Origin of the sequence: Stenotrophomonas humi (genome assembly GCF_001431415.1) — a bacterium.
Classification (GTDB): Bacteria; Pseudomonadota; Gammaproteobacteria; order Xanthomonadales; family Xanthomonadaceae; genus Stenotrophomonas; species Stenotrophomonas humi.
In genome coordinates, this window is record NZ_LDJI01000001.1 from 22,814 (window position 1) to 46,871 (window position 24,058).

The 24,058-nt window shown below is 64.1% G+C and carries 29 protein-coding genes and 2 tRNA genes; 12 read left to right on the top strand and 19 right to left on the bottom strand.

The genetic code is table 11. The features are described from left to right. The first annotated feature begins 41 nt into the window (after positions 1–41). From ABB26_RS00120 to ABB26_RS00135, 4 genes are all read left to right on the top strand, one after another. On the top strand, positions 42–1,931 hold the full coding sequence (locus ABB26_RS00120; protein ID WP_057631502.1) for an MFS transporter: 1,890 nt from the start codon (positions 42–44) through the stop codon (positions 1,929–1,931). 98 nt (positions 1,932–2,029) lie between these two features. Beyond that, positions 2,030–2,377: a hypothetical protein gene (locus ABB26_RS00125; protein WP_057631503.1), complete on the top strand. Its 348-nt coding sequence runs from the start codon at positions 2,030–2,032 to the stop codon at positions 2,375–2,377. Between the two features lie 28 nt (positions 2,378–2,405). Continuing rightward, positions 2,406–2,714 (top strand): CD225/dispanin family protein, encoded by a 309-nt coding sequence (locus tag ABB26_RS00130; RefSeq protein WP_057631505.1) that lies wholly within the window; start codon positions 2,406–2,408, stop codon positions 2,712–2,714. Between the two features lie 40 nt (positions 2,715–2,754). Next, positions 2,755–3,135, top strand: a complete 381-nt coding sequence (locus ABB26_RS00135) for a DUF2752 domain-containing protein (protein WP_057631507.1) — start codon at positions 2,755–2,757, stop codon at positions 3,133–3,135. A gap of 124 nt (positions 3,136–3,259) precedes the next feature. On the opposite strand, the gene ampE is transcribed toward ABB26_RS00135, so the two are convergent. From ampE to ABB26_RS00165, 6 genes are all read right to left on the bottom strand, one after another. Further along, positions 3,260–4,147 carry a regulatory signaling modulator protein AmpE gene (gene ampE, locus ABB26_RS00140; RefSeq protein WP_057631509.1) on the bottom strand — a complete coding sequence of 296 codons (888 nt, stop codon included), beginning with the start codon at positions 4,145–4,147 and terminating at the stop codon, positions 3,260–3,262. A gap of 70 nt (positions 4,148–4,217) precedes the next feature. After that, the gene (gene nudC / locus ABB26_RS00145) at positions 4,218–5,126 is read right to left on the bottom strand and encodes an NAD(+) diphosphatase (protein ID WP_057631510.1); all 909 of its coding nucleotides are present in this window, start codon (positions 5,124–5,126) and stop codon (positions 4,218–4,220) included. A 79-nt stretch (positions 5,127–5,205) separates the two neighbouring features. Beyond that, positions 5,206–5,538 (bottom strand): hypothetical protein, encoded by a 333-nt coding sequence (locus tag ABB26_RS00150; protein WP_057631512.1) that lies wholly within the window; start codon positions 5,536–5,538, stop codon positions 5,206–5,208. Positions 5,539–5,565: 27 nt separating this feature from the next. Further along, positions 5,566–5,952: an iron-sulfur cluster insertion protein ErpA gene (gene erpA / locus ABB26_RS00155; RefSeq protein WP_057631514.1), complete on the bottom strand. Its 387-nt coding sequence runs from the start codon at positions 5,950–5,952 to the stop codon at positions 5,566–5,568. A 31-nt stretch (positions 5,953–5,983) separates the two neighbouring features. Next, complete coding sequence (locus ABB26_RS00160; protein WP_057631515.1) at positions 5,984–6,421, bottom strand: bactofilin family protein; 438 nt, start codon at positions 6,419–6,421, stop codon at positions 5,984–5,986. A 2-nt stretch (positions 6,422–6,423) separates the two neighbouring features. Next, positions 6,424–7,164, bottom strand: coding sequence for a DUF6776 family protein (locus ABB26_RS00165; protein ID WP_057631584.1), 741 nt, complete (start codon positions 7,162–7,164; stop codon positions 6,424–6,426). Between the two features lie 174 nt (positions 7,165–7,338). Between ABB26_RS00165 and ABB26_RS00170 the strand changes: the two genes are divergently transcribed. The 3 genes from ABB26_RS00170 (at position 7,339) to ABB26_RS00180 (ending at position 12,143) form a co-directional block, all read left to right on the top strand. After that, positions 7,339–7,980 (top strand): DUF4126 domain-containing protein, encoded by a 642-nt coding sequence (locus tag ABB26_RS00170; protein ID WP_057631517.1) that lies wholly within the window; start codon positions 7,339–7,341, stop codon positions 7,978–7,980. A 31-nt stretch (positions 7,981–8,011) separates the two neighbouring features. Then, positions 8,012–9,832 (top strand): EAL domain-containing protein, encoded by a 1,821-nt coding sequence (locus ABB26_RS00175; RefSeq protein ID WP_057631519.1) that lies wholly within the window; start codon positions 8,012–8,014, stop codon positions 9,830–9,832. Between the two features lie 70 nt (positions 9,833–9,902). Continuing rightward, a complete protein-coding gene (locus ABB26_RS00180; RefSeq protein WP_245626097.1) occupies positions 9,903–12,143 on the top strand; it encodes an ATP-binding protein in 2,241 nt (746 codons plus the stop codon). 197 nt (positions 12,144–12,340) lie between these two features. Here ABB26_RS00180 and bfr read toward each other — a convergent pair whose 3' ends face one another. From bfr to ABB26_RS00195, 3 genes are all read right to left on the bottom strand, one after another. Beyond that, positions 12,341–12,811, bottom strand: a complete 471-nt coding sequence (gene bfr, locus ABB26_RS00185; protein ID WP_057631524.1) for a bacterioferritin — start codon at positions 12,809–12,811, stop codon at positions 12,341–12,343. A 114-nt stretch (positions 12,812–12,925) separates the two neighbouring features. Beyond that, entirely contained in the window at positions 12,926–13,126 is a 201-nt protein-coding gene (locus tag ABB26_RS00190; protein ID WP_057631586.1) for a (2Fe-2S)-binding protein, read from the bottom strand. 87 nt (positions 13,127–13,213) lie between these two features. Further along, positions 13,214–13,813 carry an RNA pyrophosphohydrolase gene (locus ABB26_RS00195; protein ID WP_152982481.1) on the bottom strand — a complete coding sequence of 200 codons (600 nt, stop codon included), beginning with the start codon at positions 13,811–13,813 and terminating at the stop codon, positions 13,214–13,216. A 119-nt stretch (positions 13,814–13,932) separates the two neighbouring features. Here ABB26_RS00195 and ABB26_RS00200 point away from each other — a divergent pair. Together ABB26_RS00200 and ABB26_RS00205 are read left to right on the top strand one after the other, a co-directional pair. Next, positions 13,933–14,009, top strand: a tRNA-Met gene (locus tag ABB26_RS00200). Positions 14,010–14,063: 54 nt separating this feature from the next. Next, positions 14,064–14,138 (top strand) — tRNA-Gln (locus ABB26_RS00205). 589 nt (positions 14,139–14,727) lie between these two features. Here the strand turns inward: ABB26_RS00205 and rpsI are convergent. Next, entirely contained in the window at positions 14,728–15,120 is a 393-nt protein-coding gene (gene rpsI, locus ABB26_RS00210) for a 30S ribosomal protein S9 (RefSeq protein ID WP_057631526.1), read from the bottom strand. 2 nt (positions 15,121–15,122) lie between these two features. Beyond that, positions 15,123–15,551, bottom strand: coding sequence for a 50S ribosomal protein L13 (rplM, locus tag ABB26_RS00215; protein WP_057626427.1), 429 nt, complete (start codon positions 15,549–15,551; stop codon positions 15,123–15,125). A gap of 200 nt (positions 15,552–15,751) precedes the next feature. Here rplM and coq7 point away from each other — a divergent pair, with 200 nt between their 5' ends. After that, the gene (gene coq7 / locus ABB26_RS00220; RefSeq protein WP_057631528.1) at positions 15,752–16,396 is read left to right on the top strand and encodes a 2-polyprenyl-3-methyl-6-methoxy-1,4-benzoquinone monooxygenase; all 645 of its coding nucleotides are present in this window, start codon (positions 15,752–15,754) and stop codon (positions 16,394–16,396) included. 79 nt (positions 16,397–16,475) lie between these two features. On the opposite strand, the gene sugE is transcribed toward coq7, so the two are convergent. Further along, positions 16,476–16,790 carry a quaternary ammonium compound efflux SMR transporter SugE gene (sugE, locus tag ABB26_RS00225; protein WP_057631530.1) on the bottom strand — a complete coding sequence of 105 codons (315 nt, stop codon included), beginning with the start codon at positions 16,788–16,790 and terminating at the stop codon, positions 16,476–16,478. Positions 16,791–16,936: 146 nt separating this feature from the next. After that, positions 16,937–17,731 carry an adenosylmethionine decarboxylase gene (speD, locus tag ABB26_RS00230; protein ID WP_057506052.1) on the bottom strand — a complete coding sequence of 265 codons (795 nt, stop codon included), beginning with the start codon at positions 17,729–17,731 and terminating at the stop codon, positions 16,937–16,939. Between the two features lie 152 nt (positions 17,732–17,883). On the opposite strand from speD, the gene crp reads away from it, so the two are divergent. Both crp and ABB26_RS00240 read left to right on the top strand, forming a co-directional pair. Continuing rightward, positions 17,884–18,573, top strand: coding sequence for a cAMP-activated global transcriptional regulator CRP (gene crp / locus ABB26_RS00235; protein WP_057631588.1), 690 nt, complete (start codon positions 17,884–17,886; stop codon positions 18,571–18,573). A 148-nt stretch (positions 18,574–18,721) separates the two neighbouring features. Continuing rightward, positions 18,722–19,483, top strand: a complete 762-nt coding sequence (locus tag ABB26_RS00240; RefSeq protein ID WP_057631532.1) for a sulfite exporter TauE/SafE family protein — start codon at positions 18,722–18,724, stop codon at positions 19,481–19,483. 212 nt (positions 19,484–19,695) lie between these two features. Here the strand turns inward: ABB26_RS00240 and ABB26_RS00245 are convergent, their stop codons facing one another. Genes ABB26_RS00245 through ABB26_RS00270 form a run of 6 tightly spaced genes read right to left on the bottom strand, consistent with a single transcriptional unit; the run spans position 19,696 to position 24,058 of the window. Then, entirely contained in the window at positions 19,696–20,418 is a 723-nt protein-coding gene (locus ABB26_RS00245) for a haloacid dehalogenase-like hydrolase (protein WP_057631533.1), read from the bottom strand. Beyond that, entirely contained in the window at positions 20,415–21,209 is a 795-nt protein-coding gene (trpC, locus tag ABB26_RS00250) for an indole-3-glycerol phosphate synthase TrpC (RefSeq protein WP_057631535.1), read from the bottom strand. Before trpC ends, ABB26_RS00245 begins: the two co-directional genes overlap by 4 nt. Before the next feature lie 55 nt (positions 21,210–21,264). Next, complete coding sequence (gene trpD / locus ABB26_RS00255; RefSeq protein WP_057631537.1) at positions 21,265–22,302, bottom strand: anthranilate phosphoribosyltransferase; 1,038 nt, start codon at positions 22,300–22,302, stop codon at positions 21,265–21,267. Positions 22,303–22,317: 15 nt separating this feature from the next. Further along, entirely contained in the window at positions 22,318–22,830 is a 513-nt protein-coding gene (locus ABB26_RS00260; protein ID WP_245626098.1) for a DUF1543 domain-containing protein, read from the bottom strand. Further along, positions 22,827–23,477 carry a LysE family translocator gene (locus ABB26_RS00265; RefSeq protein WP_211261925.1) on the bottom strand — a complete coding sequence of 217 codons (651 nt, stop codon included), beginning with the start codon at positions 23,475–23,477 and terminating at the stop codon, positions 22,827–22,829. The genes ABB26_RS00260 and ABB26_RS00265 overlap by 4 nt, the downstream gene beginning before the upstream one ends. Further along, positions 23,474–24,058: an anthranilate synthase component II gene (locus ABB26_RS00270; RefSeq protein ID WP_057631538.1), complete on the bottom strand. Its 585-nt coding sequence runs from the start codon at positions 24,056–24,058 to the stop codon at positions 23,474–23,476. The genes ABB26_RS00265 and ABB26_RS00270 overlap by 4 nt, the downstream gene beginning before the upstream one ends.

Consider the following 24,058-nt stretch of genomic DNA (forward strand, 5'->3'; position numbering starts at 1 on the left):
TCGCGGTCTGCTAAGGTGCCGCGCAGAACCGAGGAGACACGATGTCAGGCCACAATCAATTCGCGCTGCTCAAGCAACGGCGCTTCCTCCCGTTCTTCATCGTCCAGGCATTGGGCGCGTTCAACGACAACATCTATCGGCAGGCGATCATCGGCCTGCTGTTCTATCTGGGCGTCAGCGACGAAGAGCGCACGCTGTACACCAACCTGGCGCCGGCATTGTTCATCCTGCCGTACTTCCTGTTCTCCGCCCTGGCCGGGCAGATCGCCGAGAAGCTGGAGAAGCAGCGGCTGATCGTGATCACCACCGCGATGGAAATCGTGATCATGTCGCTGGCCGCGATCGGCTTCCTCACCCAGAACATGCCGGTGCTGCTGATCGCACTGTTCTGCACCGGCCTGCAGTCCACCTTGTTCGGCCCGGTGAAGTACTCGGTGCTGCCCTCGATCCTCAAGCCGGAGGAACTGACCGGTGGCAACGGCCTGGTCGAGATGGGCACATCCATTTCCATCCTCACCGGCATGATCGCCGGCGGCATGATCTTCGCCCTGGCCGGCAGCCACGGGCCCATGGTCGCGGCAGTGGCGATCATCGCGCTGGCGCTGTTCGGCAACATCACCGCACGCATGATCCCGCGCGTGGATGCAGGCGCGCCCGCACTGAAAATCAACTGGAACCCGCTGACCGAATCGCTGGCGGTGCTGCGCATGGCCAAGAAGCACAAGGCCGTGCGCAACGCCATTCTCGGCGTGTCCTGGTTCTGGTTCTTCGGCACCGTGCTGACCTCGCAGCTGCCGACCTATGCGGTGGTCAACCTGGGAGGCGACGAGACGCTGTACATCTTCGCGCTGGCGCTGTTCTCGCTGGGTACCGGGGTGGGTTCGCTGCTGTGCGAAAAGCTGTCCGGGCGCATTGTCGAGATCGGCCTGGTGCCGCTGGGCGCATTCGGCATGAGCGCGTTCCTGCTGGATCTGTATTTCGCCCGCACCGGCACGGTGACGATCAGTGACTTGAATGGTTTCAGCTTCCTGCAGCAACCAGGCAGCTGGCGCATCGTCATCGACCTGCTCGGTATCGGCCTGTTCACCGGCTTTTTCGTGGTGCCGTTGTTCGCGCTGATCCAGAGCCGCACCGACAAGTCGGAGATGTCGCGCGTGTTCGCCGCGCTCAACATCCAGAACTCCGGCTTCATCGTGCTGGCCGCGGTGCTGGGCCTGCTGACCCAGAACCTGCTCGGCTGGAGCGTGCCGCAGCTGTTCCTGGCATTGGCCATCGGCAATGTGCTGGTGGCGGTCTACATCTTCAGCATCGTTCCCGAATTCCTGATGCGCTTCCTCAGCTGGGTGATGGTGCGCACCTTGTACCGGCTGCGGGTCCATGGCGTGGAAGCCAACGTGCCCGACGAAGGCGCCGCGCTGATCGTGTGCAACCATGTCAGCTACATGGATGCGCTGATCCTGTCGGCGACGATCCCGCGCCCGGTGCGCTTCGTCATGTATTACAAGATCTTCAACATCCCGGTGATGCGCTGGATCTTCACCACCGCCAAGGCCATCCCCATCGCCAGCCCCAAGGAGAACGCGGCCTTGATGCAGCGCGCCTTCGATGAGGTGGATGCGGCATTGGCCGAGGGTGAGCTGGTCTGCATTTTCCCGGAGGGCGCGCTGACCAAGGACGGCGAGATGGCCACCTTCAAGTCCGGCGTGGAGAAAATCCTGGCCCGGCGCCCGGTGCCGGTGGTGCCGATGGCGCTCAAGGGCATGTGGTCGAGCATGTGGAGCCGACGCGATACACGGCTGGGACGGATGCGGGTACCACGTCGTTTCCGCGCGCATGTCGAGGTGGTCGCAGCACCCGCCGTGGATGGCGCCAGCACCGATGCCGCCCAGCTGGAAACGCTGGTGCGAGCACTGCGTGGCGATCAAGCGTAGGGATTTACGCTTTCCAGAAGTAGGACAAGTAGCTAGGCTACCGTCCATTGCGTGTCGCCGGGGAAGCGGGCGGCACGCCACCAACCTCTGGGGAGTACATGGATAGTTCAACGCCACCGCCGCCACCCGCACCACCGTCGCCGCCTGCCTTCAACGCGCCGGCCGCACCGCAGGTGGTGCACCACTATCACCATCCGGAGAAGTCCGGCGGCGTGGCCGCCCTGCTGGAAGTGATTCCGGGCCTGTTCCAGGTCTTCGGCATCGGCCACATGTACGCCGGCAATGTCGGCACCGGCCTGATCTTCATGTTTGGCTACTGGGCGTTGACGTTCGTCAACATCCTGCTGTGCTTTGTCTTCATCGGCTTCATCACCTGGCCGCTGTGCTGGGTGGCCGCCATGATCATTTCGCCGCTTACCGCGGCAAATGCCTGCAAGTCGCGCTGACTGTTTCGCAAATCAACCGGAGAAATGGATGAACACCATCAACCCCACCAGCAGCATCCCCAACCACCTGGCGTGGTCGATCATCGCCACCGTTCTTGCCACCTGCCTGTGCTGCCCGCTGGGTCTGGTCGGCATCGTCGCCATCGTGTTCTCCAGCAAGGTGAATTCGCTGTTGGCACAGGGTGATATCGAAGGCGCCCGCCGTGCTTCCAACAACGCCAAGATCTGGTGCTGGGTGGCAACCGGTCTGGCCATCCTCGGCCTGATCATCAATGCCATCTACTTCGCCACGGTTGGCAGCGCCGGCTACATGGAAATGCTGCAGCAGTACCAGTAAGACCTTGGCGCTCACGCTCAAAACGAACCACAAGCTTGCAATGGCCGGGATGGCAGTCGCCATCCCGGCCGGCGTGGCATTGCTGTGGAAGTTTGATCCCAACGTCGCCGGCAATCCGTTCCCGCCGTGCATGTTCTACGCCATCACCGGCCATTACTGCATCGGCTGCGGGCTCACCCGCGCCCTGCATGCGCTGGTTCACGGTGACGTGCTCGGCGCACTGTCGATGAACCCGCTGGGCCTGATCGTCCTGGGGCTGATCCCGCTGATGACGCTGTGGTCGGCAGGTTGGCAGCCCCGTTGGTTGCAGCCGCTGATGCGCTGGGTGATGGAGCCCAAACTCTGGCTGGTGCTGTTGCCCAGCTACTGGATCGCCCGCAACCTGCCGTGGTTCCCCTTCACCCTGCTCGCGCCGGGTTGAGCTGAGGCCCTCGCTCCTCGTTGGAGCGGCATAAAGCCCCGACCTCCGGCGCAGCGGCCCGTGCATCCATGGCTTCGCGGCCGAGGCCGCTCCTACGCAACCATCCGATGCTCCCGCAGCTGTTTCAGCCCACCCAGCCGGCTATCACCAGCAGGGCCAGCAGCGTCATCCACAGCAGCAGCATCCGCCATACCAGGCTCATCGCATCGCGCAGCTCGGGGTAGCGTTCGTCCACCGGCTCCATGCCGGTCAGGCGAGCCTCGTCGGCATCCTCCACCAGCTCGGCACCCACACTTGCGCGTGCGGCCTGGGCGAGGAAGCCCAACTCCAGGGCCAAACGGTTGCCGCCAGCAGCGCGCCAGGCGGAGAACACGGTGTCGAAATTGCCCACCAGCGCCATCGACAGCGTCATCAGCTGTGCCACCGGCCATTCCAGCAAGGCCAGAGCGGCCGCACCGCCCTGCCGCGCCGCATCGGACAGCAGCGCCGATTGCGGGCCCTGCAGCGATTGCGCCAGCAAACGGTAGAGCACGGCGCCAAACGGCCCGAGCAGCAGGAACCAGAACAACGGCGCGAACCAGCGGCGCAACGCATCCACGGCCGTCGCCTCGACCAACGAAGGCGCATCCTCACGCATGCTGCCGCCGCCGGCCTGCAGGTGGGAAATGGCGACATCGCGACCACTCGCATCGTCGGCATCGATCACGGCCTCGACATCGCGGTCCAGGTCACGCGGCCCCCAGCACAAGGTCAACACGACAATGCCGAACAGCAACGACGGCAAGCCATACAAGCGTCCGTCCAGTGCCCATTGCAGCAGCGCCACCAGCAGCACGCACAAGGCGATGGCCATGACCAGCCCATAACGGCTGCCCGTGGTCTCGCCGGTGTGGCCCTGCCACCATTGCAGCCAACGCCCGTACCAGCGCCAGTCACGCAGCGACGCCATCGCCGCCGGGGCCAGATGGCCCAGCACCAATGCCGCGATCACTGCTACCAAGGTCGTGAACATGCGTTTCCTCCGGCCTGCGATTGTAGGCCCTGCCAACGCCTTTCATGGGGAAGCCCGTCGTGGCGCATCGTCACGCCGTCTTGCCCTGGTACCAGTGGCTGATCAGGGTCCGCGCGATGGAGATGCGCGGTGGCAGCAGAATGCCCTGGCCATCGTCGTCGGCATCGCGGCGCATCGCAGCGCCCACTTCTTCGACGCTGAACCAGCGCGCGTCCTCCAGCTCACCGTTCACCGTCGGCGTGTCGTCCTGGGCGATGGCAAAAAAGCCCACCATCAACGCTCCAGGGAACGGCCACGGCTGGGTACCCATGTAGCGCGCCTCGGTCACCCGCACCTTGGCCTCCTCGAACACCTCGCGGGCCACGGTCTGCTCGAACGTTTCGCCCGGCTCCACGAAGCCGGCCAGCACCGAGTAACGACGCGCCACCCAGTTGCTCTGGCGGCCGAGCAGCAGCCGGTTGTTGTTCTCCACCGCAACGATGACCGCGGGATCGACACGCGGGTAATGCTCGGTGCCGCACTGGTCGCAATGGCCGATGAAGCCAGCCCGGCCAAAACGCACCGCCGCGCCGCAGACGCCACAGAAGCGGTTGCGCGAATGCCAGTACGACATACCGCGTGCATAACAGAACACATCGGCCACCTCAGCAGGCCAGGTGGCTGCCGCCTGACGCAGATCGATGCGGTTCGGCGCGCGTGCGGTGAGAGTGCTGGCCTCGGCCACGAACCAGCCGCGGCCAGCGGCCGTCAGCCCCAGGAACACCGCCGCACCCGGGCCACCGCCCAGTTCACGACCATGGATCAGGAAAGGCTGGCCCTGGGCATCGGCGAACGCGGTGCCGTCAGCATCCAACACCAGCACCTGTGCCTCGGGCCAGAGCCGGTTCAAGGCATCGGGGTCGTCACGCAACGCGTCAGCCCGGTTCAGTGCCGCGCCGGCGAAGGAGTATCCGGAGAAAGAACGATCAGGATTGGACATCCGTCAGAGCCTGCCGCCAAAGCGTGTCCATCGCAAGCGCGGAAGGCCACCCATCAATGACGCAACCGGCAGTGGATGCTCAGGCTGCGCTTTCGGGAAGCTCGACACCCATGTCGTGAAGCCGCCTGCGCGCCACGGCCAGCTGCTCGTCGCTGAACAACGGACACCACGGTTCCTGCAGCACCAGGTACTCGACGCTGAGCTTGAGTTGCTCGCGACCGCGCAGGAACAGCTCGGTGAAACCGTCGGACACGTTGGGCGCCGCCAACAGTTGGTCAGCGGCCGCTTTGCCACCACTGCTCAGGACCAGCTGCCGGAATCGCGTGGCCCGGTACGGCGGCTTGAGTCGTGCGGCCTGCTCATGGATGCCCAGCATGGCAGCGTGGAACTGTTCTTCGAGATTGGCTTGCATGTAGAACGCGTTGGTACGAAACAGGAATCAGACCGAGAAGCTGCTGCCGCAACCGCAGGTGGTACGGGCATTGGGGTTGCGGATCACGAACTGCGCCCCGGTCAGGCTTTCGCTGTAATCCACCTCGGCCCCCATCAGGTACTGCAGGCTCAACGGATCCACCAGCAGGGTCACCTCATTGGTGACCACGGCCAGATCATCGTCAGCGCGGTTTTCATCGAACTCGAAACCGTACTGGAAGCCCGAACAGCCGCCGCCCTGGATGTACACACGCAATGCCAGGGCGTCGTTGCCTTCGTCCTGGATCAGCTCATGCACCTTGGCCGCTGCTGCCGCCGTGAAGTTCAACGGCCGGTCCAGGGACTGGTAATCAGGCGCCGGCTTTGCGCCGGGCAGGGAAACTAGCGTGCTCATGCGCTCAGCATGGGGGCGTGCCGAGGCTGTTTCAAGCTTCGGCGGCTTCAGCTTTCCTGGATTTCCGATCTGTTGCCTTGTCGTCCGGTGCTGGCAGGGCGGCCATGGTGGCGGTATGCACCAGGCGGCCATTGAGCTGTGCACCGGCGTTCATTTCCACGACCTGGTAGTGAACGTTGCCGTTTACCCGTGCACTCGGGGTCAATTCGACCCGCTCGGTAGCGTGTACATCGCCATCCATGCGGCCGCTGAGCACCACCACAGCAGCGCGGATCTCGCCCTCGATGTGGCCTTGCTCGGCCAGCGTCAGCATTGCCTCGCTGCCTTCGGCGGCCACGACCTTGCCGAGGATGCGGCCTTCCACATACAGGCCACCGCTGAACACCACGTCGCCACGGATCTCGACCTGGGACCCGATCAGGGCATCCACGGACAGCTCGCCGCTGCTCTTGGACTTACTTTTGAACATGCCTACTCCCCTCTGCCGTTGCCGGCGAGTTTCCAATCAAATGTCTGAGTCGCGCCCCCCCCAGGCCCGGACAGGGAGACTCGCACACGTTGCGGTGTGAAATCCCTGGGCAACATCACGCTACCGTCCAGTTGCTGGAAATATCGGAACGAATATTCCTGCCCCGGCACCGATTTGCGCTGGTGAAGGTCATCCCAGCTGACCGTGGTCAGCTTGCCGTCTTTCACGCCCTCGACCGAGAAGCGCATCTGCCCTTGGCTGATGGCGCCGCGATTCAGGTTCTGGGTGAGCACCACGCTGTAATGCCAGGTACCGGCGGCTTCGGGCGAGAACTCCACCGAATGCGTATTCAGCCCCTTGCGCTGACTGGTCGAGCCCACCAGACGTTCATAGAACGCCACATCGGCACGCAACCCGGCGATTTCCTCATCGCGCTCGGCCAGCGAGGCCTGCACTTCGGTGTTGGCCGCACGGCTGATCCTGTCAGATGCCTCCAGCGTGGCCTGCCGCTGGCGTTGCTCTTCCAGCTGGCTGCGCTGCTGTTCCACCAGCTGCTCGCTCTGCCGCAGTTTTTCGCGCAGCCCACCGGCATCGGGCGAGGCATAGCGCGATGCCAGCCAGCCCACCAGCAACAGGGACAACAACCAAGCCCCGGCGATGAGGGCGACAGGCACCCAGCCCGGGCGGGCACCGCCGGTGCCGCGTGGCGTGATTTGGAAACGTGAAGCAGATCGGTGGGTCATGGCAGGCTCCGGCATCGCCCGGCAAGGGCTGTGCCTGTGCTCCGTCTGAAACGACGGGCCAGTGTAAACGACCATCCCCCGGCCGCGCTCCGGGGTCATCACATCTGGCAATCACAGCAACCATGCTCGATAGTTGCGATCCTGCTCACAGTTCCCCCGTCGGAGCCCAATCCCATGACCGAAGCCCATGTTTTCGTCATCGGCATCCTGTTGGCCTGGATGGCCGGCATCCGCGTCTACCTCACCGTCTTCGGCGTGGGCGTGGCCGGACTGATGGGCTGGGTCGACCTGCCGCCAGCGCTGCAGGCCACCGAGTCGTGGTGGGTGCTGGGCACCTCGGGCGCGCTGGCGATCACCGAATTCTTCGCCGACAAGATTCCGGGCGTGGATTCGATCTGGGACCTGCTGCAGACCCTCACCCGCGTGCCTGCCGGCGCCTTCCTCGCTGCGGCCACGCTTTCCTCCGACGGCCAACTGAGCACGGGGGTGCTGGCGGCCGGCGCGGGTGTCGCGCTGGCAAGCCATGGCCTGAAGGCCGGAACCCGTGCACTGCTCAACACCTCACCGGAACCGGCCAGCAACTGGATGGCGTCCCTCGTCGAAGACGGGCTGGTGGTGGGCGGCCTGGCGTTGGCACTGGCCCACCCGTGGCTGGCGCTTATTCTGGTACTGGGCACCAGCATCATCGGCGCGCTGGTGGTCTGGCTGGTGTGGCGCACGCTGTGGCGCGGCATAAAACGTCTTTTTGCAGCACCCACATCCCCCGCAACCACGCTCACGGGCGGCGGCGACCATTCGCTCCCGCCCGCTCCTTGAACGCATAATCCCCGGTCAACCGGGAGTACCGATGGCCAGCACCGACACCCTCAACCCCAGCGCCCGCCCGATCCGCGCGGAAACCCCGCCTGCCGATTACTGGCAGCGCTGGAGCGTGCGCAATGCGCCGCCGGCCGAGGTCGTCCAGGCCCAGCTCAAGACCGCCAGCACGGGCGCACCGTCCGATGCCGCACCGTCGGTCGCCGACGACACGCCGTACCGCGTGTTGATCGTCGAAGACAACCGCTCACAGGCCCTGTTCGCACAGAGCGTGCTGCACGGTGCCGGCATGCAGGCGTTTGTGCAGATGGAGGCCGAAGGCGTGCAGCAGGCCATCAGCGCCCATCGTCCGGACCTGATCCTGATGGATCTGCACATGCCCGGGCTGGACGGCATGCGCCTGACCGCGATGATCCGCCAGCAGCCGCATCAGCAACTGCTGCCCATCGTGTTCCTCACCGGTGAGGCCGATCCGGACCGGCAGTTTGAAGTGCTCGATTGCGGCGCCGACGACGTACTGGTCAAACCCATCCGGCCGCGCCATCTGGTCGCCGCCGTCGCCAACCGCATCCGGCGCAACCGTCTGCAGGCACAGGGCAAGATCGACAACGGGCCGATGTTGAACAACCCGGAAACCGGGTTGCCCACGCGCCACAACGTGATGCGGCAACTGCAGGCGACCCTCACCGGGCCGCAGCCCGGCGGGCTGATGTTCATCGAGATCGCCAGCGCCCTGGGCCTGCGTGAACGCTACGGTTACGCCAGCTTCGAGCGTTTGATGGTGCAGGCGGGACAGCGCCTGGCCGACAACCTGGAGCCGCACCTGCTGGCGCGCCTGAACGACAACAGCTTCCTGTTGCTGGCCCGGGGCATTGCGCCCGATGCGGTCGAGCCGCTGGCCCAGCGCATCCGCGAGCGCCTGTCGGCGCAGCCGTTTGCTGCGCGCGAGGATGAATCGGTCTTCCTGCGTTGCGCCGTCGGCCATGCACCGCTGCCGGGCAGTTTCAGCGACGCGGACAACGCACTGGAAGCGGTGGAACGTACCGCGCTGCAGGCACGCCTGAGCAACAACGGCGTCACTGCATATACGCCGGAAGAAGCCGCGCTCAACGACGAACACCTGGCCCTGCTGGACGGTCAGCTTGAGCTGGCGTATCAGCCCATCGTCGCCGTTGCCGGTGGTGATACCGCGCAATACCAGGTGCTGCTGCGGCTGCGCCAAAGCGACGGCACGCTGCTTTCCGCCGGGCAGGTGATTCCGGCCGCCGAAGCAGCCGGCCGCATCGCCGACCTGGACCAGCAGGTCGTGGAGCATGCACTGGGCCTGCTGCATCTGTATCAGTTCGCACAACCGCCGCTGCGCCTGTTCGTGTCGCAGTCGCTGCGCACGCTTTCGCGCAGCGCGTATGCGCAATGGCTGCTCAAGGCACTGCAGGAGCGCCAGGTGGCCGGCAACGGTCTGGTGATCGACGTACGCCTGTCCGATGCCCTGGTGCATGCCGTCAGCCTGCAGCAGTTCTGCGCGCAGTTGATGCCGGCCGGTGTGCAGTTCTGCCTGAGCCAGTTCGAGCCGGGCGACGAGGCCAATGCCCTGCTCACCCAACTGCCGCTGAGCTTCATCCGCATGGCCGCGCGCTATGCCGGCAGCCACACCAGCCAGACGCTGCGCGACGAACTCCGCGACGCCATCGACCACGCACATCGGGCCAACCTGCAGATCATCGGCCAGCAGATCGAAGACCCGCAGGCGGCTGCGGCGATGTGGATGGGCGGTGTGGATTTCATCCAGGGCAACGTCGTGCAGCGGGCCGGCAACGAACTGAATTTCGACTTCCAGAACGCGGTGCTCTGAAGTGAGCGTCTCGGGGGGGACGCGGAACTGGGCCCTGGTGGCGGCAGCGTGCGGCGCAACGGCGGTTGCTGTGCCGTTCCTGCCCCAGCTGCCAGCCGTCGCCAGCACCATTGCCGGTTCGGCCAGCGTGCTTGCCGCACTGCTTGCCGCGTGGCGTGCCAGCGCTGAGCGCCGCCGCAGCCATGCCCTGCAGCTGCACAGCGAAGAGCTGCAACTGCAGTGCAAGCAGCTGCGTCAGGCCGAGGTCGGCCACAGCAGGCTGGAACAACAACTGCTGCAGGCCAAACAGGTTGCCGAAGCCGCCACGCTGGCCAAGGGCGAGTTCCTGGCCACCATGAGCCATGAGATCCGCACTCCGCTCAACGGCATCCTGCCGATGCTGGAGCTGGTCGCCCAGGGACCGCTGGATATGGAACAGCGCAGCATGCTGTCCACCGCCACCGAGAGCTCGCGCCAGCTGTTCCGCATCGTCGATGACATCCTCGATTACTCCAAGCTGGAAGCCAACCGGCTGGAACTGGAAGTCACCACCTTCAATCTGCGCGAAACGCTGGATGGCATGTTGCTGTTGATGCAGCGCTCCGCCGAGCACAAGGGCCTGCACATTTCGCTGCATATCGACCCTTCCGTGCGCCTGTCGGTGCGCGGCGACCCGGTGCGCCTGCGCCAGGTGCTGGGCAACCTGCTGGTCAATGCCATCAAGTTCACCGAGCGCGGCAGCATCCAGGTGCGGGTCAAGCGGCTGGGCGAAACACCGGCGCAGCATCACCTGCGCTTCGAAGTGCGCGACACCGGCATCGGCCTGGATGGCAGCCAGGGCGAACGGGTGTTCGAATCCTTCACCCAGGCCGACGCCTCCACCACCCGTCTGTACGGCGGCACCGGTCTCGGCCTGGCCATCTGCAAGCGCATCATCGAGCTGATGCGCGGCAGCATCGGTGTGCAGTCGCATCCGGGGCGCGGCTCGACGTTCTGGTTCGAGATTCCGTTGTTGAAGGTCATCGGCGACCTGCACCGCCCCGAGCACCTGCGCAACGCCCGCCAGGTACTGCTGGTCACGCCCGAACCACGCCTGCGACAACGCCTGGAGCTGGTGCTGCCCACCTGGGGCTACCAGCCGCGCGTCGCCAACAACCTGCAGGAGGCGCTTGAGCGCCTGCGCAATCCGTCACTGTCCGGCGGCTGGCACGCTGTCATTGGCGACCTTGGATCGCTGCGCCACGGCGCCGCGGCACTGCAGCGCGCCATCAACCGCATGGACGACGACATGCCGCGCATGCTGTGGCTGTATGGCGACGCATCCGTTCCCGATGTGTTGCGCGAGAACGCCACCCTGTTGCCACGCCAGTTGCCGGACAGCGAACTGCGCAATGCCCTGACCGCCAACCGCGGGCCCTCGGCTCCCCAGGCATCGCCGGCAGCAGTCGAGGCTGCCAATGCCCCCCATCTCACCGACAAACCCGGCGACGCCGACCTGACCGGCATGTCGGTGCTGGTGGTGGAAGACAACCCGATCAATCTGCTGGTCGCGCAGAAGCTGCTCGGCGCCATCGGCTGCAACCCGGACCGCGCCGAGAACGGCGCCATCGCACTGGAAAAAATGCACAAGCATCGCTACGACGCGGTGCTGATGGATTGCCAGATGCCGGTGCTCGACGGCTATGCTGCTACCCAGCGCTGGCGTCAGCACGAAGCTGACAGCGGCAGCCCGCGCCTGCCGATCATCGCCATGACCGCCAATGCCATGGCCGGCGACCGCCAACGCTGCCTGGACAGCGGCATGGACGAGTATCTTTCCAAACCCATTTCCCGCAGCCAGCTGCAGACCTGTCTGCAGGCTTTCAAACCTGCAACGCCTGTCAGCCCCACGGTAGCCACCATGAGCACTCCCCTTGACCACGCACGCGCTGCCAGCGGCGCTCCGGCAGCACCTGCTGCCATCACTGCCCCGACGCTTGAACGCACGGTGCTGGACGAGCTGGTGGAGATCGCCGGTGACGATACGCACACGATCATCAAGTTGTTCCTCGATGAAACACCGATCCTGTTGCAGCAGCTGCAGGCAGCGACCGCCAACAGCGACCCGCGTCGCCTGGGCGAAATAGCGCACAGCCTCAAGTCATCCAGCGCCAATGTCGGCGCACTGGCGTTGTCCGAAGCAGCCAGGCAGCTGGAGCACGCGGTGCGCACCGGCACGCTGGCGCAGCCGGCAAGCATGGTGGCGCAGGTCATCGCCGAGTTCTCCCGCGCGCGTCAGGTGCTGCTCGGCTATCAAGCCGACATGCGCGGCGAACAGCTCCCGCAAGGCTGAGCAGCAGCGCTGGCCGTCTCGCCAACACGCGGCGGAGGCCGTCGCCGAGCGACGCGACGCGACGCGACGCAGATCAGTCTGCGACACCAGGAAACGCCGCAGGAACCGTCGTTTGCACGGCGGCTCCTGCGCGAATGGCTTCCGGATTTCAGTCCGCGCTGCGGGACATGCGGCAGCAGCGCCGGGCGTACTTCTGATCAGTCGTCGATCTTGGTGAGCAGATAGTTCGGCTCGCCGATACGCTCGATCAGATCCAGCTGGGTTTCCAGCCAGTCGATATGTTCTTCCTCGGAGTCGAGGATCTTCACGAACAGCTCGCGGCTGACGTAATCCCCGATCAACTCGGCATACGCCACCGCATCACGCAGCACCGTCACCCCTTCGGTCTCCAGCGCCAGATCGCACTTGAGGATCTCGGTGGGGTTCTCGCCGATGCGCAGCTTGCCCAGCGCCTGGAAGTTCGGCAGGCCTTCAAGGAACAGGATGCGATCTGAAAGCACGTCGGCGTGCTTCATCTCGTCGATGGATTCCTTGTACTCATGTTCGGCCAATTCCTTCAGCCCCCAGTTCTTCAGCATCTTGGCGTGCAGGAAGTACTGGTTGATCGCGGTCAGCTCGTTGTAGAGGACCTTGTTGAGGAATTCGATGACCTTGGCGTCGCCTTTCATTGTGCGCACTCCCGCAATTGGAACGGGCGCACTTTACCGCTTGCGGGCGGGCAATGAAGGAACGCGAATCGTGATCATTAGCCGCCGCACCCGCTGGGCGCGGCGCAGGCAGGCTCAGGCGGCCCGCAACAGAGGCAACGGCAGCTCGCGGGTGGCGCGCGCCTGGTCCAGCAGGCCCGCTGCCATGTCCAGGCAGGACCCGCAATTGGAGCCACAACCGGTGCGCATGGTCAGCTCAGCCACGCTGTCACAACCGGCAAGCGCGGCTTCACGGATCTGGTGATCGGTAACCCCATTGCAGATACAGACGTACACGGTGCGGTGCTCTTCAAGCAGCCGAGTTGGCTGCAGGGCATTCAAACGCAAATGCGAATGGTTGTCAATTTCGAGCGTTAATCATTATTAACTCTGCTTCCGCCAGCCACCCTGTCGCCGCTGCAGCTTGCGTGGGCGGTCATGCCCGGCGGTGTTGCCCGGCAACCAGGCTTCCTGCGCGGCAGCCGGCATCGACTGCACATCCGCGCTGGCAATTCCGCGTGCGAGCGGTGCCAGATGCCTCAATGCGCGTGCGTAAACCCCGCGCTTGAACATCACCACATGCTCTACCGGGTACCAGAAATCCACCCAACGCCAGCTATCAAACTCTGGCGTCTCGGTAAGATCCAGGCGGACATGGGCTTCGTCACCGGTAAGGCGCAGCAGGAACCAGACCTGCTTCTGGCCGATGCAGACCTGACGCTCATTGCGGCGGATCGCCCTGCTGGGCAGCCGATAGCGAAGCCAGCCAGGGGTCGCCCCTAGGACTTCGACGTGTTCGGGCAGCAGGCCGGTTTCTTCCTGCAGCTCGCGGTACATGGCCTCGACAGGCGTCTCGTCGGTGTTCATTCCGCCTTGCGGGAACTGCCAGCCATCCCGGCGCACACGTCGTGCCCAGAACACCTGCCCGTCCTCCCGCATCAGCACAATGCCGACGTTCGGTCGATAGCCGTCCGGATCGATCACGATGCGGACTCCTAAAATTTCTACTGTCAGGGACTCTGCCATGGCCTTGCCCGGGCCACAAGCAAAGAAAAAACTATTGACAGTTCTTCTTCAAATCCCCAGAATTGCCGGCTCCCTGAGGCTATGTAGCTCAGCCGGTTAGAGCACAGCACTCATAATGCTGGGGTCGGTGGTTCGAGTCCACCCATAGCCACCACGGTTGCCAGACATTGGCATCCACTCAGGGAAATGCGATAATAATCGCCTACTTTGCCCCGTCGCCAAGCGGTAAGGCACCTGACTCTGACTCAGGCATTCGGTGGTTCGAATCCATCCGGGGCAGCCAAACATAGAAAGGCCCGATCGAAAGATCGGGCCTTTTCTTTTGCCTCATCCCAGGCGATTCACGCGCCGCAAGGCAGAGCACCTCCGGGCTGCTTGACCGGACCCGCCCGCCACAATCCGACTGCCCTCGCCACCGCCTCTCGTCGCCACTCCCACGCAGGCGGGAGTCGCGCTCTGGCTTTTCAGCTCCTGTGTCACCGCAACAGAAGCAAGACAAATACCGGAGCGACCCCTATTGGCGGGACCACGACCTCCACACGATTCCACAACCACCGTGATCGTGGCGATGCATCCCCCCGGCAGTGGTCAGCGGAAACTGCCATCCACACAGCATTGATGAACTCCGGCATCTGCAACCACACCACGATCACGCGAGCCAGCAATCAACGTCATGAATACCGACATGAGACAGGACAACGCGAAGTACCGCGCAGCGAGATCGAGACAAGTCGATACAACATGCCAAGCCACACCCGAAATCCACCCAGCACCACACTCCAACACCCGGAAACGACAAAAGCCCGGCCGAAGCCGGGCTTTTGCTTTCCTCCCAGCGGGATTCCGAAGAATCCCACGCCAGACGCGATGGATCAGCGCTTGGAGAACTGGGTGGCGCGACGTGCCTTGTGCAGGCCGACCTTCTTACGCTCGACTTCACGGGCGTCACGGGTCATGAAGCCAGCCTTGCGCAGCTCGGACTTCAGGGTTTCGTCGTATTCAACCAGCGCACGCGCGATACCCAGACGGATCGCACCGGCCTGGCCGGTGGTGCCGCCGCCAGCGGCGGTGACCAGGATGTCGAAGGTTTCGGTGTTCTTGGTCAGTTCCAGCGGCTGACGCACGATCATGCGCGCGGTCTCACGGCCAAAGAACTCGTCCAGCGGACGGCCATTGACGGTGATGTTGCCGGCGCCCTTGCGCAGGAACACGCGAGCGGTGGAGGACTTGCGGCGGCCAGTGCCGTAGTTTTGAGTGATAGCCATGATTAGATATCCAGAACCTGCGGCTGCTGTGCGGCGTGCGGATGCTCAGTGCCGGCGTAGACCTTGAGCTTGCGGTACATCTGACGGCCCAGCGGGCCCTTCGGCAGCATGCCCTTGACGGCGATCTCGATCACGCGCTCCGGGTGACGCTCAAGCGCCTGCTCCAGAGACTCAGTCTTCAGGTTGCCGATGTAGCCGGTGAAGCGATGGTACTTCTTGTCCTTCAGCTTCTTGCCGGTAACAGTGATCTTGTCGGCATTGATGACGACCAGGTAATCACCGGTGTCAACATGCGGGGTGTAGACCGGCTTGTGCTTGCCACGCAGGCGGCGAGCCAGCTCGGTGGACAGACGGCCCAGCGTCTTGCCGGCGGCGTCAACGAGGTACCAGTCGCGCTGGACGGTCTCGTTCTTTGCAGTGAAAGTGCTCATAAAGAACTCTAGTAGGTCGGGCTCATTGCGGCGGTGGACTGCCGGAACTCTGCCACGCGTTGTGAAGGTGAAACAGAAGCGCGGAATTGTACTTGGCGAGCAGCGTCGGCGCAACTCGCCCTCCTCCTTCATGAATGGGTGGCCTTGGCAGGCCGGGGGCCAGCGGCGAGAATCCGGACACCCCACTCCCTGCTGCCGCCATGACCACCGCTCGCGTACAGACCCCGCTGGACCACCTGCTCACCGAGGCGCAGCGTGCGTTGGACACCGTTTTCGGCAATCCCGCAGCCGCCCGCCCCAATCCCGCCGGCGACACACCGGAAGTCGTGCTGGAGCCGACGGAAACCCGGCATGCCGCCGGGCTGATGCGCATCAATCACGTTGGTGAGGTCTGCGCGCAAGGGCTGTACTTCGGGCAGGCCGCAGTGGCCCGCGACCCGGCCACCCGCGAGCACCTGCTGGCAGCCGCGCAGGAGGAAACCGACCACCTGAGCTGGTGCGCCGACCGCCTGCGCGAACTGGGCAGTCGCCCCAGCCTGTTCAATCCCCTGTGGTACGCCGGCAGCTACACCATCGGCACCCTCGCCGGCCTGCGCGGGGATGGCTGGAACCTGGGCTTCGTGGTGGAGACGGAGCGTCAGGTGGAGGCTCACCTGGACGAACACCTGGAAACTCTGCCGCCAGCCGACCAGCGCAGCCGCGAGATCCTCAAGGTGATGAAGGTCGACGAGGCCCGCCACGCCGATCACGCCGAACATGCGGGCGCACGCAAGCTGCCCTTCCCGATTCCATCGGTGATGGCACTGGCGTCCAAGGCGATGAAGACCATCGCCTATCGGATCTGAGAAGGCGGAGCCCGGCTCCGCCGAGGCGTTATCGTTGAAGCCGCTGCCGAGCATCGCTCGGCAACGGCCGGACTGCGGGTCAGCTGACCAGCTTCAGGCCCATCACGCCGGCCACAATCAGCCCGATGCACAGCAGTCGCGGCCAGGAGGCGCTGTCGCCGAATAGAAACACACCGGCGATTGCCACGCCCACTGCGCCGATGCCGGTCCACACCGCATAACCGGTGCCCACCGGAATAGTGCGCAGCGCCTGGGTCAGCAACCACAGACTGATGGCGGCAAATACCACCGTGATCACACTGGGCCACAGGCGGGTGAAACCCTCGCTGTACTTCAGGCCCAACGCGAAACCAATTTCAAACACGCCTGCCAGCAGCAGGTAGATCCAAGGCATTGCCGTACGTCCTCTACAACCCAAAAAAAGACGACGGCCCGATGTCTCCACCGGGCCGCCGTCGGCAAACGTCTGCGTTGCATGCAGGGCGGGCCGTCCCGCCTGTTGTCACGGCAGCGGGCCAGGGCCCGCCACCGTGCTGATGCTTACTCGGCCAGGTTGCGGCCGTGGAACAGCTCTTCAATCTCACGGCGCAGCAGCGCCTCGATCTTCATACGCTCCTTGAAGGAAAGGTTCTTGGCCTTCTCTTCAAACAGGTACTGGTCCAGGTCGAAGTCCTTCAGGTGCATCTTCGTGTGGAAGATGTTTTCCTGATAGACGTTGACGTCGAACATCTCGTAACGCGACTTGATGTTCTTGGCCAGGAAGTTCTGGATCGAGTTGATCTTGTGATCGATGTAATGCTTCTTGCCCTTCACATCACGGGTAAAGCCACGCACGCGGTAGTCCATGATCACGATGTCCGATTCCAGACTCTCGATCAGGTAGTTCAGCGCCTTCAGCGGCGAAATGACGCCACAGGTGGCCACGTCGATGTCGGCACGGAACGTTGCAATACCTTCCTGCGGATGGGTCTCCGGGTAGGTGTGCACCGTGATGTGCGACTTGTCCATGTGGGCGACCACGGCATCGGAGATCAACTCCTTGCCCGCAGCCTTCTTGTCGATCACCGGCTCCTCGGAAATGAGAATTGTGACCGAGGCACCCTGGGGATCGTAGTCCTGACGCGCGATGTTCAGGATGTTGGCGCCGATGATCTCGGCCACATCAGTGAGAATCTGCGTGAGACGATCGGCGTTGTACTCTTCGTCGATGTACTCGATATAACGCTGGCGCTCTTCTTCTGTACGCGCATAGCAGACGTCATAGATGTTGAAGCTCAAGGCCTTGGTGAGGTTGTTGAATCCTTGCAACCTCAGGCGAGGCAACGGCTTGACCACGGCGGTCGATCCTGTAGATGGTGGGAAAGGGGGAAGTATGGGGCAAAGTGCCCCCCTGTGAAACGTGTCCCCCGTCAACCGGGTTTGCCGCTTATGATTGGCCTCGTTAAGCTTGCCCGTTAAGCAAGTTCATTCTTTATGTGAACGCCATCATGAGCTCAGGGAACGCCAACACAGTGTCCAACGTGCGACTCGCCTCCAGTCCGCTGGCTCTGGATATAGCCACCATCGACCGTTTTCTGGCCCACAGCCACCGCCGGCGCTATCCCGCGCGGACGGACGTGTTCCGCCCGGGCGACCCTGCCGGGACCATGTATTACGTGATCAGCGGCTCGGTCAGCATCATCGCCGAGGAAGATGACGACCGCGAACTTGTGTTGGGCTACTTCGGTTCTGGCGAGTTCGTCGGCGAAATGGGCCTATTCATCGAGTCCGAAAAACGTGAAGTCATCCTGCGCACCCGAACGCCGTGTGAGCTGGCCGAAATCAGCTACGAGCGGCTGCACCAGCTGTTCCTGGGGCCGCTGTCGGTAGACGCGCCGAAGCTGCTGTACGCCATCGGCTCACAGATTTCGCGCCGCCTGCTGCACACCAGCCGCAAGGCCAGCCGCCTGGCCTTCCTGGATGTGACCGACCGCATCATCCGTACCCTGCACGACCTGGCCAAGGAGCCGGAGTCGATGAGTCATCCGCAGGGCACCCAGTTGCGCGTTTCCCGCCAGGAGATCGCCCGCCTGGTGGGCTGTTCGCGCGAAATGGCCGGCCGCGTGCTGAAGAAGCTGCAGGTCGACGGCATCCTGCATGCCCGCGGCAAGACCGTGGTTCTGTACGGGACGCGCTGACGCCAGCACGCGCACCCCGGAAGGTTGAAGCAGCCAGCGCCCCGCTCGCTGCTCACGGGCAACGTGACGCCCTTGCGGCCTCGCCCCCAGGTCATCAAGACTGACCGCTTGCCTTGACCCCACCGCGCCCTGCCCGCAGGCTGCGCGGATGGAATTTGGCAATGAATTTTATTGGTTCATCCTGATCGGGCTGGGTGCACAGCTGGTGGATGGCGCGCTGGGCATGGCATTCGGGCTCATTTCGTCCTCGGTTCTGCTCAGCATGGGCCTGCCACCCGCGGCCGTCAGCGCCAGCATCCATACCGCCGAGGTGTTCACCACCGGTGCTTCGGGCGTGTCGCACCTGGTCGCCGGCAATGTCGACAGGCGGCTGTTCCTGCGCCTGGCCATCCCCGGCGCGATAGGCGGCGCCATCGGTGCTTATGTGCTGACCCAGCTGCCCGGCGATGTCGTGCGGCCCTTCATCTATCTGTATCTGCTGGTGCTGGCGATCTTCATTCTGGCCCGCGCTGCTGGCCGGTTCGTCTCGCGCCAGGAAGTGAAGCGGGTACCGTTGCTGGGCTTCTTCGCCGGCCTGCTGGACGCCAGCGGTGGCGGCGGCTGGGGCCCGGTGGCGACCGCCACCCTGCTGGCGCGGGGCGGCCTGGCACGGACCACCATCGGCTCGGTCAATGCGGCCGAGTTCGTGGTGACGCTGTCGATTTCAGCCACCTTCCTGCTATCGATGGGCCTGCAGCACCTGTCCATCGTCGCCGGCCTGCTGGTCGGCGGCATGATGGCCGCGCCGGTGGCGGCGCTGCTGGTCAAGCGCGTGAAGGAACGCTGGGTACTGATCGCGGTGGGCGTGCTGGTGTTGTCGATCAGCCTGTTCCAGATCGGCACGGCGCTGATGAAGCTGCGGGTGGGTTGAGGCGATTTTGCTCTGAAAGGCCCTCTCCCGCCTGCGGGAGAGGGGTTGGGGTGAGGGCAGCTTTTGCTTTTGGTCTTTCCCACCCAGCTTTTGCAGGGCCAGGCTCCCAAGGCAAGTCAAAAAGCCCCCTCATCCGCCCTTCGGGCACCTTCTCCCGCAAGCGAGAGAAGGGATGTCGGCTCCGGCTGGATCGATGCCAGCTCCGCTTTGGATTAGTTCGCCAGCGGATCGCCACCACGTCCGACGCAGCCCCAGTTGAGGATCGGCGTACCAGCCGGCAGCACCTTGCGGAAGTACTCCACGCGTGAGTGCTTGGGGTTGACCACCACCGGCGCCCTGGCCGCCTTGAGCAGCGGCAGGTCGGCGGTGCTGTCGGAATAGGCGATCGCGATATCGCAATAACCGCGCTCGCGCAACATGCGCATCTTTTCTTCGTTGTGGCAGTGGCGGGTGGCGCCCACCGCGCCCAGCCGCGGGCCGACCTCACTGCCGATCACCGGCACGCCCTGGTGAGCGACGAAAGCCAGGATGGCGCGGGCCAGTTCCGGCGGAGCGCCGGTCGCCACGACCACACGGTCACCGGCCCTGCGATGCGCGGCAAATACGCCCAATGCATGCGGCAACAATTTGCTGCGGATTTCGGGTTCGTGCTTGAGCACGTACTGGTCGATGATGCTGTTGAACTCGCGCGCCTTGTGCAGGCCGAAGGTGGCAATCCACACGTAACCGGAAATACCGAAACGGCGGGTCGGCAACATCGCCACCAGCGGCCCGAACAAAGGGGTGATGAGCAGCGCCGCCAGCATCCGCAGGGGATTGCGTTTGATCAGCCAGGCGAACAGGTGGCTGCCCGAATCGCCGTCGTACAGGGTGTGATCGAAATCGAAGACGACCAGTTGCGCGTCGTCCCGGGGAACGGGGTAAGAAGTGGTCATGCAGTAAAGAATAGCTGACGCAGACCCTCGCCTGGCTCTTCCACGCGCATGAAGGCCTCACCCACCAGGAAGGCATTGACCCCGGCGTCGCGCATGATCCTGACGTCATCCGGGCCCAGAATGCCGCTCTCGGTGACCAGCAGGCGATCGCGCGGCACTGCGCTCTTCATCGACAAGGTGGTGTCCAGCGAGACCTCGAAGGTACGCAGGTTGCGGTTGTTGATGCCCACCAGCGGCACCGGCACCTGGATGGCGCGTTCCAGCTCATCGATGTCGTGCACTTCGACCAGCACGTCCATGCCCAGCTGCATGGCCAGGTCGGACAGCTCGGCCAGCTGGCGGTCGTCCAGCGCCGAGACGATCAGCAGGATGCAGTCCGCACCCAGCACGCGCGCTTCGACCACCTGGTACGGGTCGATGACGAAATCCTTGCGCAGCACCGGCAACGTGCAGGCCTCGCGTGCTTCCTGCAGATAGGCATCAGCACCCTGGAAGAAATCCACGTCGGTCAGCACCGACAGGCAGCTGGCGCCACCGAATTCATAGCTCACCGCGATCTCGGCCGGACGGAAGTCCGGACGGATCACGCCCTTGGATGGGCTGGCCTTCTTGACCTCGGCGATCACCGCCGGGTCGCCGTTGGCGATGGCCGTGTGCAGTGCATTGGCGAAGCCGCGCACCGGCGAAGCATCGGCCACGCGCGCCCTCAGTTCAGCCAATGGCACGCGGGCGCTGCGCTCGGCCACCTCCTGCAACTTTCGGGCGAGGATGGTGTTGAGGATGTCGCTCATGGTTCTGCTTCCTGGAAGACGGGCGTTGCTTGCGCGGGTGATCGGGAGTGAACGGTCAAAGGGTGGCAGCCAGCACACGACTGGCGGCGACGTACTGCTCCATGCGGGCGCGGGCGCTGCCGTCGGCGATGACCGCGCGGGCACGTGCCAGGCCGTCGGCGATGCTGTCGGCCACGCCTGCAACGTACAGCGCGGCGCCGGCATTGAGCGCGACGATATCGTTGGCCGGACCCGCCACGTTGTCGAGCACGCCGCGCAGCATGGCGATGGATTCCTCGGGGTTGGCGACCTTCAGGTTGCGGCTGGCGGACATGGCGATGCCGAAATCCTCCGGATGGATTTCGTACTCGCGCACCTTGCCGTCGCGCAGCTCACCGACCAGGGTGCCGGCGCCAAGCGAGATTTCATCCATGTTGTCGCGGCCCCACACCACCAGCGCACGTTCGGCGCCCAGCTCGCGCAGCACGCGCGCCTGGATACCGACCAGATCCGGATGGAACACGCCCATCAGGATGTTGGTGGCACCGACGGGGTTGGTCAGCGGGCCAAGGATGTTGAAGATGGTGCGCACGCCCATCTCGCGGCGCACCGGTGCGACCACCTTCATTGCCGGATGGTGCATCGGCGCGAACATGAAGCCGATACCGGTCTGTTCGATGATCTGCGCCACCTGCGCCGGGTTCAACTCGATCACCGCGCCCAGCGCTTCAACCGCATCGGCACTGCCGGACTTGGACGACACACTGCGGTTGCCGTGCTTGGCAACCTTGGCGCCCGCCGCAGCCACCACGAACATCGAGCAGGTGGAGATGTTGAAGGTATGCGAGCCATCGCCACCGGTACCGACGATATCGACCAGGTGGGTCTTGTCGGCAACGGCAACCGGCAACGCGAACTCGCGCATCACCGTGGCTGCACCGGCAATCTCGCCGACGGTTTCCTTCTTCACCCGCAGGCCGGTAAGGATGGCAGCCGTCATGGTCGGCGAGACTTCGCCGCGCATGATCTGGCGCATCAGATCGACCATCTCGTCGAAGAAGATCTCACGGTGCTCGATGGTACGTTGCAGGGCTTCCTGCGCGGTGATGGTCATGACAACTCCGATAACTCAGGAAATAACGATGTAATCGCTCTGACTGGTGATGCCGGCATGCGCAGCGGGGATCAACTGCACATGCAGGCCGCCGATGGGACCCAGTGGCAGGCAGCTGTCCACTTCCAGCAGCGCATCACGGTGCGGCTTGATCCACTCCGCCTGCGCCTGCTGCAGCGCCTTGCGCTTGGCTTCGACCGTGTCGCTGGCGACCACCAGCAGATAGCGATGGTCTTCGCCGAACGCACCGGCAACGTAACCACCAAGATTCACGAAGTAGAGCTTCGGCGCATCAGCGGGCGGTGCTTCAGTGGACAGACGTACCTGCCATTGCTCGACGCCATCCACGGTCATCCACGAATCCAGATGCAGCCCGGTCGGTTCGCCGAACCATTGCTGGCGCAGCTGTTCGTAGCTCTGCTCGATAGTGGGTGCAACCGCGAACACCACGTCATGCACTTCGGTATTGGCGCGCGCATGACGGCCACCAAGCATCACCACGAACAGGCGCAGATCGGCATCACTCACGGCATCGGCCTCGCACTCATCGCCAAGCGCACGCCGAAGCCGATGAACAGCACACCGGCCACCTTGTCCAACCACTGCATGCCACGCGCCGCCCAGCGACTGGTGCGCATGCGATCGGCCAGCAGCACGTACATCGACGTGATCGGCAAAGCGTTGACGGTGAATATCAAGCCCAGCATCGCGAAGGCCAGCGGCTTGTTCTGCACCGAAGGCGCGATGAACTGCGGCAGGAACGCCAGGAAGAACAGCACCACCTTCGGGTTGAGCACGTTGGTCAGGAAGCCACCGGCAAACACCTGCCACCACGAACCCGCACCGCCACTGGTCGCATCCACGCCCTCCTGCAGGGTGTCCGGACCACCCTTGCTGCGCAGCAGGCGCACGCCGACCCACAGCAGATAGGCCGCGCCGATCCACTTGATGGCGCTGAACAGCGTGGCCGAAGTCGCCAGCAACATGCCCAGCCCCAGTGAGGCCAGCGCTACATGCACCAGACAACCGGCGCTGATGCCGGCGATGGCAGCGAAACCGGCACGACGTCCACCACGCAGTGAACGGCTGATGATGTACAGCACATCCGGACCCGGGGTCAGGTTCAGCACCCAACCCGCCAGCATGAACAGCAGCAGCTGCGACGGCTCGATCACGAGGTGCGATCCAGGAAGTTCTTCATCAGCGCGTGGCCGTGCTGGGTGAGGATGGATTCGGGATGGAACTGCACGCCTTCCACCGGATGCTGGCGGTGACGCAGGCCCATGATCTCCTCCATCGAACCGTCCGGGTTCTCGGTCCAGGCGGTGATTTCCAGTTCGGCCGGCAAGGTGCTCTTGTCCACCACCAACGAGTGGTAGCGGGTGGCGTCGTAGCGGTCCGGAAGACCGGCAAACACCCCCTTGCCTTCATGCCGGATCGGCGAGGTCTTGCCGTGCATGATGTTGCTGGCGCGGATCACATCACCGCCATAGACCTGGCCGATGCTCTGGTGGCCCAGACACACGCCGAACACCGGAATGGTCGGGCCAAGCTGGCGGATCACCTCCAGCGACACACCGGCTTCGTTCGGCGTCTTCGGGCCGGGCGAAACCACGATATGCGAAGGCTTGAGGGCGGCGATCTGCTCGACGCTCATCGCGTCGTTGCGCACCACCTTCACCTCGGCACCCAGCATCTGCAGGTACTGCACGAGGTTGAAGGTGAAGCTGTCGTAGTTGTCGATCATCAACAGCAT

Bases quoted from the DNA above. Each gene is read 5' to 3' on its own strand.
- ABB26_RS00120 (WP_057631502.1), top strand. From the start codon at position 42: ATGTCAGGCCACAATCAATTCGCGCTGCTCAAGCAACGGCGCTTCCTC.
- ABB26_RS00125 (WP_057631503.1), top strand. From the start codon at position 2,030: ATGGATAGTTCAACGCCACCGCCGCCACCCGCACCACCGTCGCCGCCT.
- ABB26_RS00130 (WP_057631505.1), top strand. From the start codon at position 2,406: ATGAACACCATCAACCCCACCAGCAGCATCCCCAACCACCTGGCGTGG.
- ABB26_RS00135 (WP_057631507.1), top strand. From the start codon at position 2,755: ATGGCCGGGATGGCAGTCGCCATCCCGGCCGGCGTGGCATTGCTGTGG.
- ampE (WP_057631509.1), bottom strand. From the start codon at position 4,147: ATGTTCACGACCTTGGTAGCAGTGATCGCGGCATTGGTGCTGGGCCAT.
- nudC (WP_057631510.1), bottom strand. From the start codon at position 5,126: ATGTCCAATCCTGATCGTTCTTTCTCCGGATACTCCTTCGCCGGCGCG.
- ABB26_RS00150 (WP_057631512.1), bottom strand. From the start codon at position 5,538: ATGCAAGCCAATCTCGAAGAACAGTTCCACGCTGCCATGCTGGGCATC.
- erpA (WP_057631514.1), bottom strand. From the start codon at position 5,952: ATGAGCACGCTAGTTTCCCTGCCCGGCGCAAAGCCGGCGCCTGATTAC.
- ABB26_RS00160 (WP_057631515.1), bottom strand. From the start codon at position 6,421: ATGTTCAAAAGTAAGTCCAAGAGCAGCGGCGAGCTGTCCGTGGATGCC.
- ABB26_RS00165 (WP_057631584.1), bottom strand. From the start codon at position 7,164: ATGACCCACCGATCTGCTTCACGTTTCCAAATCACGCCACGCGGCACC.
- ABB26_RS00170 (WP_057631517.1), top strand. From the start codon at position 7,339: ATGACCGAAGCCCATGTTTTCGTCATCGGCATCCTGTTGGCCTGGATG.
- ABB26_RS00175 (WP_057631519.1), top strand. From the start codon at position 8,012: ATGGCCAGCACCGACACCCTCAACCCCAGCGCCCGCCCGATCCGCGCG.
- bfr (WP_057631524.1), bottom strand. From the start codon at position 12,811: ATGAAAGGCGACGCCAAGGTCATCGAATTCCTCAACAAGGTCCTCTAC.
- rpsI (WP_057631526.1), bottom strand. From the start codon at position 15,120: ATGGCTATCACTCAAAACTACGGCACTGGCCGCCGCAAGTCCTCCACC.
- rplM (WP_057626427.1), bottom strand. From the start codon at position 15,551: ATGAGCACTTTCACTGCAAAGAACGAGACCGTCCAGCGCGACTGGTAC.
- coq7 (WP_057631528.1), top strand. From the start codon at position 15,752: ATGACCACCGCTCGCGTACAGACCCCGCTGGACCACCTGCTCACCGAG.
- sugE (WP_057631530.1), bottom strand. From the start codon at position 16,790: ATGCCTTGGATCTACCTGCTGCTGGCAGGCGTGTTTGAAATTGGTTTC.
- crp (WP_057631588.1), top strand. From the start codon at position 17,884: ATGAGCTCAGGGAACGCCAACACAGTGTCCAACGTGCGACTCGCCTCC.
- ABB26_RS00240 (WP_057631532.1), top strand. From the start codon at position 18,722: ATGGAATTTGGCAATGAATTTTATTGGTTCATCCTGATCGGGCTGGGT.
- ABB26_RS00245 (WP_057631533.1), bottom strand. From the start codon at position 20,418: ATGACCACTTCTTACCCCGTTCCCCGGGACGACGCGCAACTGGTCGTC.
- trpC (WP_057631535.1), bottom strand. From the start codon at position 21,209: ATGAGCGACATCCTCAACACCATCCTCGCCCGAAAGTTGCAGGAGGTG.
- trpD (WP_057631537.1), bottom strand. From the start codon at position 22,302: ATGACCATCACCGCGCAGGAAGCCCTGCAACGTACCATCGAGCACCGT.
- ABB26_RS00270 (WP_057631538.1), bottom strand. From the start codon at position 24,058: ATGCTGTTGATGATCGACAACTACGACAGCTTCACCTTCAACCTCGTG.